Here is a 12,850-nt window from a genome sequence, read left to right on the forward strand (position 1 = left end):
GTGTGCACGCGCGGGTCGTACGACACCGCTCAGGCACATACGCGCGGATGCCCCTCGCGGACTCACCGGGCGCACGCACCCGCGTGCCCCGGCGGGCGGACGCACCCGCCCGCGCACGCTCCGCCCGTGGCGCCGACGGGGGCGCAACGGGCGAAGAATCCCGGCCACTTGGCGCATCCGTGCGGCCGATAGCCGTCTTGTCACGGCTGGTTCGCACCGCTTACTTTTGCCCCTCCTGACGCATTGTCGAGGGGGATTTCCATGGCCGTGCGCGGCCGGCACCGCCGGTATCAGCCGAACAGGATCAACCGGGCCTCGCTCACCGTCACCGCGGGCGGTGCCGGAATGGCGCTCCCGCTGCTGGGCACCGGAGCCGCCCAGGCGGCCGACGTGGAGATTTGGGACAAGGTCGCCGCCTGCGAGTCCACCAGCGACTGGGACATCAACACCGGCAACGGGTACTACGGCGGGCTCCAGTTCACCCGGTCGACCTGGGAGGCGTACGGCGGTACCCGGTACGCGCCGCGCGCGGATCTGGCCACCAAGGACCAGCAGATCGCCGTCGCCGAGAAGGTCCTCGACGGGCAGGGGCCCGGCGCCTGGCCGGTGTGCTCGGTACGGGCCGGACTGACCCGGGGCGGCGACACCCCCGACATCCGGCCGGCCGCCGACAAGCCGGACGGAAACGAAAAGGGCGGCACGAGCGGCAAGAAGACCGGTGGGTCCTCCGTCGAGGACGTCAAACCGCACACCACACCCCAGTCCCGCGCGGGCCGCGCCGAGATGTACACCGTCGTCCGCGGCGACACCCTCTCCGGCATCGCGGCGGACGAACGGGTCGGCGGTGGCTGGCGGAAGCTGTACGACGCCAACCGCTCCACCATCGGCGGCGACCCCGACCTGATCATGCCGGGCCAGCGGCTCGCCCTGCCCGACGGGACGACGAGGGCGGTCGAGAAACCGGCCGCGTCGGCCGGGAAGAAGGCCGGGAAAGCCGAAAAGAGCGAGAAGAAGACCGAGAAGAAGGCATCCTCCCAGCGCACCGAGGACCGTGCGGACCGCGCCACCAAGACCACCGGCGATCTGGTCGCCCCGGTCAGCGCCGCGCTGGGCACGCCGTACCACAAGGCCGGATCCGCCTGGTCGAAGGGCTACCACACGGGCGTCGACTTCCCCGTCCCCACCGGCACGTCCGTGAAGTCGGTCGGGGCCGGCACCGTCGTCGGCGCGGGCTGGGAGGGGTCGTTCGGCTACCAGGTGGTGGTCCGGCACGCCGACGGCCGCTACAGCCAGTACGCGCATCTGTCGGCGATCTCCGTGAAGAGCGGGCAGTCCGTCGGCGCGGGCCAGCGCATCGGCCGTTCCGGTTCGACCGGAAACAGTTCGGGCCCGCATCTGCACTTCGAGGTGCGGACGGGGCCCGGCTTCGGATCGGACGTCGATCCGGTCGCCTACCTGAGGGCGGGCGGCGTCAGGATTTGACGCGCGTCCGGTGCCGGTCCACCACCGCCGCCGGCATGTACGGGCCGCCGTAGAAGGGCGCGTACGACACCAGCGGCACCGGGACGGGATCCGCGTCGTCCGGCGCCCCGTCCGGTGCCGGCACGGGGGCCGGCACCCGTACGTCCGCGGGAAGTTCGAGTGCGGCCAGCAGTCGCTCGGCGGGGTCGGCGGCCGGCTGCTCGTCGGCCCCCGCGGGAACCACCTCGGGCGCGGGCTCCGGCGCGGAGGCTTCCGCCGCCCGCGTCTCCTGGTGCTCGCGTGCCAGCCGCTCCGTCGTGAGCAGGATCAGACCGCCGGCCGCCACCACGCCACAGCTCAGCGCGAGCGCCGTGCCCGTCGTGCCGTAGCGGAAGGTCTCGCCGAACATCGTGATGCCGACCGCGGCCGCCACCATCGGGTTGACCACCGTCAGCGTGGCCAGCGGTGCCGCGAGGCCGGCGCCCCGGTAGGAGGCCTGGGAGAGCAGCATGCCGGCCGTGGCCAGGACGCCGATCACCGCCAGGGACGGCAGGTCCGCCGCCGAGACCCCGCCGGTCCAGTCGACCGCGACGGTCTTGGTGAAGACGGAGGACATGCCGAACGCGACGCCGGACGCGGTGGCCAGCAGGATGCTGCGCACCGCGGGATGCCGGTGCACGGCGCGGGCCGCGATCATCAGCGCCACGACCGCCCCGGCCGTCCCCAGCGCCGCCGCCACCCGCTGCGCGGTGTCCAGCGACTGCGCGTCGGACGCGCCGACCAGGGAGAGCAGTCCCGCGAGGCCCACCGTCGCCATGACGGCGCCGCGCCACGCGGTCGCCCCGGCCTTCCGGCCGACGAACAGCGCGGCCATGGGCAGGGCGAAGACGATGGTCAGCGCGCCCAGCGGCTGGACGAGGCTCAGCGGGCCGTAGGCCAGCGCCGCCACGTGCAGTACTCCGCCGAAGCCGTTGAGCGCGACCGCCGCCCACCAGCCCGGCCGGCGCAGCGGTGCGTACTGCTGTGCGCCGGGTGAGGACACCGCGACCTGCTCCTGCACGATCGCTCCGCCGGCGTACGCCACGGCAGAGACGAAGGACAGCAGCACGGACAACGCGAGGGCGCTCATCGGCTGCTCCTCTGCGTGAGGCCGGGGCGGTGTACCCGGCGCGGCGAACGGTCGGCTTCCATAACCAACACGATGCCGTGCCAGAGTGTTCCCGTCGTCGTCCCTGAGCACTCAATGAGTCCTACTGCCGATGGAGTACGGCGACGACCCCGTCATCCCCAGGGTGGGTGTCCGCGGACGGAGGTCCCCTGGTTGCCACCCCTAAGGGTTCTGGTACTCCTGCACGTCGTGGACCTCGACCCGTCTCTCACCGCCCTTCACCGTCTCGGTGGTTTCTTCGTACTGCGCACGGCGGGAACGGCCGACCGCCGCCTGCCCACGCTCGCCCGGGCATACGGGCCGCGGCCCCCGGATGTTCAGGGTGACTTCCTGGCCTCGCGGGTCCGCCGGGTCGCCGGTGCCCTGCGCACCCCCGAGGCGCGGGTCGCCGCGTCGGTGGCCCAGCAGGGGCTCGCCGCCCGCCTGTGGTCCGTGGCCCTCGGCTCCGCCGCCCTCTACGGCGCGGTCCCCGACCTCGCCCCGTCGCTGCTGCGCTGGGACCCGGAGGGCGTCGCCCCCGACGACCTGTGGCTGACCGAAGTACGGCCGTTGCCCGGCGACGCGGCGACGATCGCGGAGCTGGTGCTGCACGGCCACCTCGAACCCCTCGCCGCGGCCCTGCGCTCCCGCCACCGCCTCGCACCGGGCCTGCTGCGCGGCAACGCCGCCTCCGCGCTCGCGGGCGCCGCCCGGGAACTGGACCGCTGGGGGCGCCGCCACGGCCGTACGGACGTCGTCGCCCGCGTCGGCTCCCTGACGGCCGCACTCCTCGCGCACCCCCTGCTCGCCGGGACCGGAACTCGCACGGGCACCGCCTTCCGGCGCCGCAGCTGCTGCCTGTACTACCGGGTGCCCGGCGGGGGCGTCTGCGGCGACTGCTGCTTCGTACGGCCGCCCCGCTCTTCCCCACGCGCCCCGTCTGGGTGACCATGAGAACAACGTCCGCTCAGACAGGGGGTTCACGGGTGCGAGTGGGACTGCTGACGCGGGAATACCCCCCGGACGTGTACGGCGGCGCGGGAGTCCATGTGGAGTTCCTCGCCCGGGAACTGCGGCCCCTGGTGGACCTGGAGGTCCACTGCTGGGGCGAGGGCAAGGCGGACGGCGTGCTGCGCCACCGGTCCTGGACCGCGCTCGACGGCGCCAACGACGCGCTGCGCACCTTCTCCGTGGACCTCGCCATGGCCGCCGCCCTCCAGGGCCGCGAAGTCGTCCACTCCCACACCTGGTACGCGGGCCTCGGCGGCCACCTCGCCAAGCTGCTGTACGGCATCCCGCACGTGATGACCGCCCACTCCCTGGAACCGCTGCGCCCCTGGAAGGCCGAGCAGCTCGGCGGCGGCTACGCCCTGTCGAGCTGGGCCGAGCGCACGGCCGTCGAGGCGGCCGACGGCGTGATCGCCGTCTCCGGCGCCATGCGCGAGGACATCCTCGCCTCCTACCCGGCGCTCGACCCCGCCCGGGTGCATGTCGTGCACAACGGCATCGACACGGACCTGTACCGCCCCGACCCCGGCACCGACGCCCTGGACCGGATCGGCCTCGACCGCTCCCGCCCGTACGTCCTGTTCGTCGGCCGGATCACCCGGCAGAAGGGCGTGCCCCAGTTGCTGCGGGCGGTGCGCGGCGTCGACCCCGCCGCGCAGGTCGTGCTGTGCGCCGGCGCCCCGGACACGCCCGGGATCGACCGGGAGTTCCGCGAGCTGTACGAGGAGCTGAGCCGGGTCCGCGAGGGCGTGCACTGGATCCCGCGGATGCTGCCGCGGCCCGAGGTGATCCAGCTGCTGACGCACGCCGCCGTGTTCGTCTGCCCCTCGGTGTACGAGCCGCTCGGCATCGTCAACCTGGAGGCCATGGCGTGCGGCACGGCGGTGGTCGCCTCCCGGGTCGGCGGGATCCCCGAGGTGGTGGCGGACGGTTCCACCGGGGTACTCGTGGAGGCGGACGACGACTTCGAGGCGGGCCTCGCGCGGGCGCTCGACTCGGTCCTCGGCGACCCGGCCACGGCACGGCGGATGGGCGAGGCGGGCCGGGAACGCGCCGTCTCGGAGTTCGGCTGGGACGCGGTGGCCCGCCGTACGGCCGGACTCTACGAGGAGATCCTCAAACAGGCTTAGTCCCGCCCGTTCGGGGCAGTGTTGGGAAAATTCGGCGTGAGGGGAGCGGCCGTGCGTCGTGGAGGTCCTTCGGTCCTGGGAATCGTGCTCGCGGGCGGCGAGGGCAAGCGCCTGATGCCCCTCACGGCGGACCGCGCCAAACCGGCGGTCACCTTCGGCGGCACGTACCGTCTGGTCGACTTCGTGCTGTCCAACCTGGTCAACGGCGACATCCTGCGCGTCTGCGTGCTCACGCAGTACAAGTCGCACTCGCTGGACCGGCACATCACCACCACCTGGCGGATGTCCAGCCTGCTCGGCAACTACGTCACCCCGGTCCCCGCCCAGCAGCGCCTGGGGCCGCACTGGTACCTGGGCAGCGCCGACGCGATCCTGCAGTCGCTCAACCTGATCTACGACGAACAGCCGGAGTACGTGGCGGTGTTCGGCGCCGACCACGTGTACCGCATGGACCCGCGCCAGATGCTCGCCCAGCACATCGAGAGCGGTGCGGGGGTCACGGTGGCGGGGATACGGGTGCCGCGCTCGGAGTCCTCCGCCTTCGGTGTGATCACCCCGGGCCCGGACGGACAGTCGGTGGACCGCTTCCTGGAGAAGCCGGCCGACCCGCCCGGACTCGCCGACGACCCCGAGTGCGTGTTCGCGTCCATGGGCAACTACGTCTTCACCACCAAGGCGCTCATCGAGGCCCTCCACCGGGACGCCGAGGACGAGAGATCGGCGCACGACATGGGCGGCTCGATCCTGCCCCAGCTCACCGAGCGGGGCGAGGCCGCGCTGTACGACTTCAGCGCCAACCACGTGCCGGGCGAGACCAGCCGCGACCAGGGCTACTGGCGGGACGTCGGCACGCTGGACGCGTACTACGAGGCGCACATGGACCTGATCGCCGAGCGCCCCGCGTTCAACCTCTACAACCGGCAGTGGCCGGTCTACACCCACTCCGGCCAGCTCTCCCCGGCCCGCTTCAACGCGGGCGGCATGGCGAGCGAGTCGATCATCAGCGCCGGCTGTCTGATCCGGGGACAGGTCACCCGGTCCGTGCTGTCGCCGGGCGTGGTCGTCGATCCGGGCGCGGTGGTGCAGGGCTCGGTGCTGCACGACAACGTGCACATCGGGCGGGGCGCGGTGGTGCGCGGCGCCGTGCTCGACAAGAACGTGGAGGTGCCGCCGGGCGCGACGATCGGCGTCAACCCCGAGCGGGACGCGGAGCTGTACACGGTGTCCAAGGGCGGGGTGATCGCGCTCGGCAAGGGACAGCTCGTGCCGTAGGGGCGTACGGGGAGGCCTCGGTCGGCTGTGGCCACCGAGGCCTCTGTCATGTCCCTGGACGGATGACGGAATCCGTGCTGTTATGCCAAGTGCTGTTCTTTGACAACGTTGTACGGGCGAGTGCAGCGCACAGAACAGAACACGCACAGCATCAGATCCACGTACTGAGCAGCGAGCCGTCACCTTCTTCACCGACGGAGGATCCGTGCGCATCAGACGACTCAGAAACCGATTCACGCTTCTGCTGGCCGCCGCCCTGGGAGTCACCGGACTCACCGCGGCCGGCCCCACCGCGGCGGCGGAGGGCGACCCGGTGGAGATCCACGGGCTGAAGGGCGAGTACTACACCGCCTCCGCCCCCGGCGCCTTCGACTTCCATGAGCTCAAGGCCACCGCCTTCGACTCCGGCCTCGACTTCGGCAATCTGGAGCCGCGCCTGAACCTCACCACCGGCCGGTCGGACGACGTCAGCGTCCGCTGGACCGGGAAGATCGTGCCGGAGCGGACCGGCGCCCACACCTTCTCGGTCAGCGCCGACAACGGCTTCCGCCTGTGGATCGACGGCGAGATCGCCATCGACCACTGGATCGACGACTGGGACCGCGAACAGACCGCCGAACCGGTCGAGCTGACGGCCGGCCGGGCCCACGACATCAAGGTCGAGTACTTCGAGCACTACGGCGGCTCCAACTTCCACCTGCGCTGGACCGAGCCCGGCGGCAGCAAGGAACCCGTACCGCAGTCCGCCTTCCGCCTTCCGGACGGCTTCGACTACGACGGCGCCCTCGCCGCCACGGTCCTCGCCTCCGGCCGCACGCTGAAGCTGGACTTCCCCCGGCCGCTCGCCGCGCCCCCGGCGGGATTCACCGACCACTTCGACGCGGTGATCGGCGGCGCCGACTGGCCCCTGAAGTCGGCGCAGCCCGACCCGGCCGACCCGAAGGCGCTGCTCGTCACGCTCGCCGAGCCCGTCGTCGGCAACAAGACCGGCACGGCCCGCGGCAGCGCCGACATCCGCTACGACGGACAGGGCGGCCTGACCGCCGCCGACGGCGACCCCGTGGACGCGTTCCTGAGCAGCGGCCCCAACCACTCCACCCACGAGCTGAGCACCGGGTGGGCGGACGAGGTGGGCCCGGACAACGCCCTCCCCGAGTACCCGCGCCCGCAGCTCACCCGCGACAAGTGGCAGAACCTCAACGGCCGCTGGCAGTTCGCCGCCGCGGAGGAGGGCGAGCAGCCGCCCGTCGGCAGGACGCTGAAGGAGCGCATCCTCGTCCCGTACCCGGTGGAGTCCCGGCTCTCCGGCGTCCAGCGGCACGAGGACCGCATGTGGTACCGCCGCACCTTCACCGTGCCCCGCGACTGGCACATCGGCTCCGGCAAACGGCTCCGGCTCAACTTCGGCGCCGTCGACTGGCGCTCCGAGGTGTACGTCAACGGCACCGAGGTCGCCACGCACGAGGGCGGCTACGACAAGTTCGGCGCCGACGTCACCGACGCGCTCAAGCCCGGCCGCACCCAGGAACTCATCGTCGGCGTGTACGACCCGACCGACGCCGCGGACGGCGAGAACCCGCCGATCGGCAAGCAGCGCCTGGACCCCAGCGGCATCTGGTACACGCCCAGCTCGGGCATCTGGCAGACGGTCTGGATGGAGCCGGTCGCCCGCGACCACGTCGACTCCCTCAAGCTCGTTCCGGACGTGCCCGGCGAGCGGCTCACCGTGGAGGCGCGGGGCGTCCGGGACGGCGTACCGGTCAGGGCGACCGCGTACGACGGACGGCGCAAGGTCGCCACGGCGTCGGGGCGCACCGGGGAGCCGCTCACCCTGAGGATCCACGACCCGCGCCTGTGGTCGCCCGACGACCCGTTCCTGTACCGCCTGGAGGTGACCGTCGGCGCCGACCGCGTCGGCAGCTACTTCGGGATGCGCTCCATCGCCGTCGAGAACATCGACGGGGTGCCGCGCACGGTCCTCAACGGCGAGCCGGTCTTCCTGATGGCCACCCTCGACCAGGGCTTCTGGCCCGACGGCCTGCACACCGCGCCCACCGACGAGGCCCTCGCGTACGACCTGAAGGCCCACAAGGAACTCGGCTTCAACTCCGTGCGCAAGCACATCAAGGTCGAACCGGACCGCTGGTTCTACTGGGCCGACCGGCTCGGGCTCCTGGTGTGGCAGGACATGCCCTCCATGACGGCCGGGAAGAACCCGGACGCCGAGGCCCGCGACCGCTTCGAGCACGAGATGAAGCAGATGATCGACGAGCACATCAGCAGCCCGTCGATCGTGATGTGGGTCACCTTCAACGAGGGCTGGGGTCAGTACGACATCGGCCGGATCGCCGAGCAGGCCAAGGCCTGGGACCCGACCCGGCTGGTCAACAACCAGTCCGGACTCAACCTCGGTGCCGACGGCGACGCCGGCGACATCATGGACGAGCACGGCTATCCCAGCCCGGCGCTCCCGCCCCGCCCGGACGGGAAACGCGCCCTGGTCAGCGGCGAGTACGGCGGCCTCGGTCTCGCCGTGCCCGGACACGCCTGGCCGGTGCAGCAGTCGTACGTCGACGTCGACCCGGCGACCTACACCGACGACTACCTCACCAAGCTGGACGAGGTGCGCGCGCTGGTGTGCCGGGGCGGCAACGGCGCCGTGTACACCCAGATCACGGACGTCGAGGGCGAGCTCAACGGTCTGCTCACCTACGACCGGCGCGTGATGAAGCCGGACGTCGCCCGGGTGAAGGCCGCCCACGAGGCCCTGATCCGGGACGCCTCCCGGGCGCGGCCCGCGGGCTGCCCGGCGGCGGAGGGCGCCACGCGATGAACCGTTCCTCCGGCGGGCCGCGCCCGTCCGGGTGGCGTCCGTCACCCATGAGGCGGTGATCGCGCCGCGATAACCCCGTCCGCCACTCCCGTCCCGCCCCTTCCGCCGCACCGGCGGGAGGGGCGAAGACGTCACATGCTGTTAACTATGTGTAGCGATATCGTGCTTGACCGTAATCGGCCGGGAGCGATTGACTGCTGATCCGTTCCCGTCGTCGATGCGAGGCCCCGTCCATGACCGCAGACCCGCTCGCCCCTCTCGACCTGGCGTTCTGGAACATCGAGTCCGCCGGTCACCCGATGCACCTCGCGGCGCTCGGGGTCTTCTCCGCCGGCTCGCCCTCCGCGGCAGCCCACGCGGCGGATCTGCTGGCCGCCCGTGCCGCCGCCGTGCCCGGGCTGCGGATGCGCATCCGCGACACCTGGCAGCCGCTCACCCTGCGCCAGCCGCTGGCGGCGCTGCGCCGCACCTGGCCGGCGTCCGGCGAGCCCCTGACCGCCGCGCTGCGGCAGCCGCTCGCCTCCGCCCTGCGCAGGTCCCTCGCCTTCGGCGGCGCCGCCCGCGAACCCGACCCGGGCTTCGACCCCCTCGACCACGTCCGGCTGCACTCCCCGGCCGCCGACTTCCACACCACGGCCGGCCGGCTCATGGGACGCCCGCTGCAACGCACCCGGCCGCCCTGGGAGGCTCATGTGCTGCCGGGGGAGGACGGCACCTCCTTCGCGGTCCTGTTCAAGTTCCACCACGCCCTCGCCGACGGGCTGCGCGCCCTCACCCTCGCCGCCGCGCTGATGGATCCGATGGACCTCCCCACCCCCCGGCCCCGGCCCGCCGAGCCCCCGCGCGGACTCCTCCCGGACGTGCGCGAGGTGCCCGGTCTCGTCCGGGACGCCCTCGCCGACGCCGGCCGGGCCCTGGACATCGGTGCCGCCGTCGCCCGCTCCACCCTCGACATGCGCTCCTCACCCGCGCTGACCTGCGCGCCCAGCGGCACCCGCCGCACCGCCGGCGCGGTCGTCGACCTCGACGACGTGCACCGGATCCGCAAGAGCGCCGGCGGCACCGTCAACGACGTCACGATCGCGGTCGTCGCCGGCGCCCTGCGCCGCTGGCTCGACGAGCGCGGCGACGGCAGTGAGGGTGTCGCACCCCGCGCCCTCGTCCCCGTCTCCCGGCGCCGGCCGCGCACCGCCCACCCACAGGGCAACCGGCTCTCCGGGTACCTGATACGGCTCCCCGTCGACCAGCGGGACCCGCTCGTCCGCCTCGCCCTGGTGCGCACCGCCATGGACCGCAACAAGGACGCCGGTCCGCACCGGGGCGCGGGCGCCGTCGCCCTGCTCGCCGACCATGTGCCGCCGCTCGGCCACCGGCTCGGCGGACCGCTGCTCGGCCAGGCGGCCCGGCTCTGGTTCGACGTGCTGGTCACCAGCGTGCCGCTGCCCGGATTCGGTCTGAGACTCGGCGGCGACCCGCTCGGCGCCGTCTTCCCGCTCGCGCCACTGGCCCCCGGCCACTCCCTCGCGGTCGCGGTCTCCACGTACCGGGGGCGCGTCCACTACGGCCTGGTCGCCGACGGCGCGGCCGTCCCGGACCTCGACCGGCTGGCCCGCGCGCTGACCGAGGAGGTGACGACGCTGACCGCTGCCTGCGATCACTGACGGGCACGGGTTTGGTGCCGCGGCCCGGTGCTGAAGTAAAATCCCCCGTTCGACAGCGGATGCGAACGGAGCGCCGCGAGAAGCAGAGCGGGAAACGGCAGCGGCGATGACGGTGACACAGGACGGCCCCGAGGCCATGGACGCGGTGGCATACGGGCCCGGCATCGACCCGGAGCGGCTGGCCGTCTGCCTCAGCGTGCTCGAAGAACTCGACACGCTCGACGTCGACCACCCGGACGCGATCCTGGTCCGCCGGGCCACCTCGCACATCTACCGCACGGTCAAGCAGCGCCGCCGCCAGGAGCGCCGGGCCGCCAAGACCGCCCACGACAAGGCGGTCACCGAGGCCACCGCCACCGGCTCCGCCGAGCGCATCGACGACGAGACCGAAGGCATCCTGCCGTCCTCCCGCGTCGAGTCCGGCAAGATCGCGGGGATACTCCAGCGCCCCCGCTCCTGCTACACCTGCAAGACCCGCTACACCGAGGTCGACTACTTCTACCACCAGCTCTGCCAGAACTGCGCGGCCGAGAACCGCGCCCGGCGCGACGCCCGCGCGGACCTCACCGGCAAGCGGGCGCTGCTCACCGGCGGACGCGCCAAGATCGGCATGTACATCGCGCTGCGACTGCTGCGCGACGGCGCGCACACCACGATCACCACGCGCTTCCCCAAGGACGCCATCCGCCGCTTCAAGGCCATGGACGACTCCGCGGACTGGATGCACCGCCTGGAGGTCGTCGGCATCGACCTGCGCGATCCGGGGCAGGTCGTCGCGCTGGCCGACCGGGTCGCGGAGCAGGGCCCGCTCGACATCCTGATCAACAACGCCACCCAGACCGTACGCCGTCTGCCGTCCGCGTACGCCGCGCTCGTCGAGGGCGAGAGCGCCCCGTTGCCGGCCGGTGAGCTGCCCGCCCACCACGTCATCGGCGCCTTCAACTCCGGCGCGGTCGACGGACTGACCGCGCTGCCCGTCGGCGTCAGCGGACTCGACGCGCAGAAGGTGGCCGGCCTGGCCCTGGTCGCGGGCAACGCCAGTGTGGTCCGGCACCGTGAGGGCACCGCCATCGACGCGGGCGGCCTGCTTCCCGACGTCGTCGACACCAACACCTGGGTGCAGACCATCGAGCAGATCTCTCCGGTGGAGCTGCTGGAGACCCAGCTGTGCAACTACACGGCGCCGTTCATCCTGATCAGCAAGTTGCGTCCGGCGATGGCCGAGGCCGCGCGCCGGGCGTCCGCCGGGCGCGCCTACGTCGTCAACGTCTCCGCGATGGAAGGCGTGTTCGACCGTGGCTACAAGGGCGCGGGACACCCCAACACCAACGCCGCCAAGGCGGCCATGAACATGGTGACGCGGACCAGCGCGCAGGAGATGTTCGACGCCGACCGCATCCTGATGACCTCGGTCGACACCGGCTGGATCACCGATGAGCGACCCCACTTCGACAAGCTGCGCCTCGCCGACGCGGGTTTCCACGCCCCGCTCGACCTGGTCGACGGCGCCGCCCGTGTCTACGACCCGATCGTGCGCGGCGAGGCGGGCGAGGACCTGTACGGCGTCTTCATGAAGGACTACGCGCCCGGCCGGTGGTGACGGGGGCCCGAGGAGTCGTCAGTCGACCATGCCCAGCCGGGAGTTGCGCGCCGCCAGCAGCTCCAGCACGGTACGCCAGTCCTCCAGGACACCGGCGTCGAAGCAGGCGGTGCGGGCCTCCTCGTCCGCCGCGCGCAGGGCGAGGAGGTCGTCGTCGGCCGGAAGGTCGTACCGGGCGTGCCGGAGGACCAGTCCGGCCACCCGCTCGCCGAGCAGTGCCCGTATCGCGTCCGCCGCGCGGTCGGCCCCTGCCGCCGGTTCGCCCGGCCACAGCAGCCGGCCGACGGGCCGTACCAGGCCCGCCACCTGGAGTTCCTTGTCCGCGGGCCGGCCGCGGCGCAGCAGTGCGGCGGTGCGCAGGGCGTGGTCGTACGCGTCGGCCGGGGTGCCGCCACGGCCCCGGACGTCCCGCGTGCCCCGGCACGCGTACAGCAGGTCCATCAGCTCCTCGACGGTGCGCAGTTCCATGCGCCGGTCCTCCCGGGAGTAGGCCGTTGCCGTGCGGCAGCAGACCATGACGAGCTTGCGTACCGGCCAACGGGACCTGAACTGCGCCCCGACCATGCGGCCCGGTCGAAGGCGCCGACGCCCGTGTCCTTCGAACGAGTGACTACAGTCAGGTGCGCTCGTACGGAAATAGGGGCATATTCCGGTCGTTGGGTACCGTCCGACGCGTGATTGTTACCGTCGGTTTTGAGCCCCATCGAGCGGGGGGCCGCTCATTTGGTTACTCTGATC

The 12,850-nt window shown here is 72.5% G+C and carries 9 protein-coding genes; 7 read left to right on the plus strand and 2 right to left on the minus strand.

What is annotated here, in order from left to right; translation table 11 throughout:
* The first annotated feature begins 261 nt into the window (after positions 1-261).
* The gene (locus tag ACFXAE_RS14725) at positions 262-1,482 is read left to right on the plus strand and encodes a transglycosylase family protein (RefSeq protein ID WP_384713406.1); all 1,221 of its coding nucleotides are present in this window, start codon (positions 262-264) and stop codon (positions 1,480-1,482) included.
* Here ACFXAE_RS14725 and ACFXAE_RS14730 read toward each other — a convergent pair.
* The gene (locus ACFXAE_RS14730) at positions 1,472-2,590 is read right to left on the minus strand and encodes a DMT family transporter (protein ID WP_384713408.1); all 1,119 of its coding nucleotides are present in this window, start codon (positions 2,588-2,590) and stop codon (positions 1,472-1,474) included. The genes ACFXAE_RS14725 and ACFXAE_RS14730 overlap by 11 nt on opposite strands.
* A gap of 228 nt (positions 2,591-2,818) precedes the next feature.
* Between ACFXAE_RS14730 and ACFXAE_RS14735 the strand changes: the two genes are divergently transcribed.
* From ACFXAE_RS14735 to ACFXAE_RS14760, 6 genes are all read left to right on the plus strand, one after another.
* Positions 2,819-3,556, plus strand: coding sequence for a (2Fe-2S)-binding protein (locus tag ACFXAE_RS14735; protein ID WP_384713411.1), 738 nt, complete (start codon positions 2,819-2,821; stop codon positions 3,554-3,556).
* 38 nt (positions 3,557-3,594) lie between these two features.
* Complete coding sequence (gene glgA / locus ACFXAE_RS14740; RefSeq protein WP_384713414.1) at positions 3,595-4,746, plus strand: glycogen synthase; 1,152 nt, start codon at positions 3,595-3,597, stop codon at positions 4,744-4,746.
* Positions 4,747-4,797: 51 nt separating this feature from the next.
* Positions 4,798-6,018 (plus strand): glucose-1-phosphate adenylyltransferase, encoded by a 1,221-nt coding sequence (gene glgC, locus ACFXAE_RS14745; RefSeq protein WP_384713416.1) that lies wholly within the window; start codon positions 4,798-4,800, stop codon positions 6,016-6,018.
* 205 nt (positions 6,019-6,223) lie between these two features.
* Positions 6,224-8,851 carry a PA14 domain-containing protein gene (locus ACFXAE_RS14750; RefSeq protein WP_384713419.1) on the plus strand — a complete coding sequence of 876 codons (2,628 nt, stop codon included), beginning with the start codon at positions 6,224-6,226 and terminating at the stop codon, positions 8,849-8,851.
* Positions 8,852-9,084: 233 nt separating this feature from the next.
* The gene (locus ACFXAE_RS14755; protein ID WP_384713421.1) at positions 9,085-10,512 is read left to right on the plus strand and encodes a wax ester/triacylglycerol synthase family O-acyltransferase; all 1,428 of its coding nucleotides are present in this window, start codon (positions 9,085-9,087) and stop codon (positions 10,510-10,512) included.
* A 106-nt stretch (positions 10,513-10,618) separates the two neighbouring features.
* Positions 10,619-12,112 (plus strand): SDR family NAD(P)-dependent oxidoreductase, encoded by a 1,494-nt coding sequence (locus tag ACFXAE_RS14760; RefSeq protein ID WP_384713424.1) that lies wholly within the window; start codon positions 10,619-10,621, stop codon positions 12,110-12,112.
* Between the two features lie 18 nt (positions 12,113-12,130).
* Here the strand turns inward: ACFXAE_RS14760 and ACFXAE_RS14765 are convergent, their stop codons facing one another.
* Positions 12,131-12,580 carry a hypothetical protein gene (locus ACFXAE_RS14765; protein ID WP_384713426.1) on the minus strand — a complete coding sequence of 150 codons (450 nt, stop codon included), beginning with the start codon at positions 12,578-12,580 and terminating at the stop codon, positions 12,131-12,133.
* Positions 12,581-12,850 lie beyond the last annotated feature (270 nt).

The sequence above is a fragment of the Streptomyces sp. NPDC059454 genome (assembly GCF_042749965.1).
Classification (GTDB): domain Bacteria; phylum Actinomycetota; class Actinomycetes; order Streptomycetales; family Streptomycetaceae; genus Streptomyces.

What these genes read in the sequence shown, in the direction of transcription:
- ACFXAE_RS14725 (WP_384713406.1), top strand. Translation starts at nt 262, where the DNA reads ATGGCCGTGCGCGGCCGGCACCGCCGGTATCAGCCGAACAGGATCAAC.
- ACFXAE_RS14730 (WP_384713408.1), bottom strand. Translation starts at nt 2,590, where the DNA reads ATGAGCGCCCTCGCGTTGTCCGTGCTGCTGTCCTTCGTCTCTGCCGTG.
- ACFXAE_RS14755 (WP_384713421.1), top strand. Translation starts at nt 9,085, where the DNA reads ATGACCGCAGACCCGCTCGCCCCTCTCGACCTGGCGTTCTGGAACATC.
- ACFXAE_RS14760 (WP_384713424.1), top strand. Translation starts at nt 10,619, where the DNA reads ATGACGGTGACACAGGACGGCCCCGAGGCCATGGACGCGGTGGCATAC.
- ACFXAE_RS14765 (WP_384713426.1), bottom strand. Translation starts at nt 12,580, where the DNA reads ATGGAACTGCGCACCGTCGAGGAGCTGATGGACCTGCTGTACGCGTGC.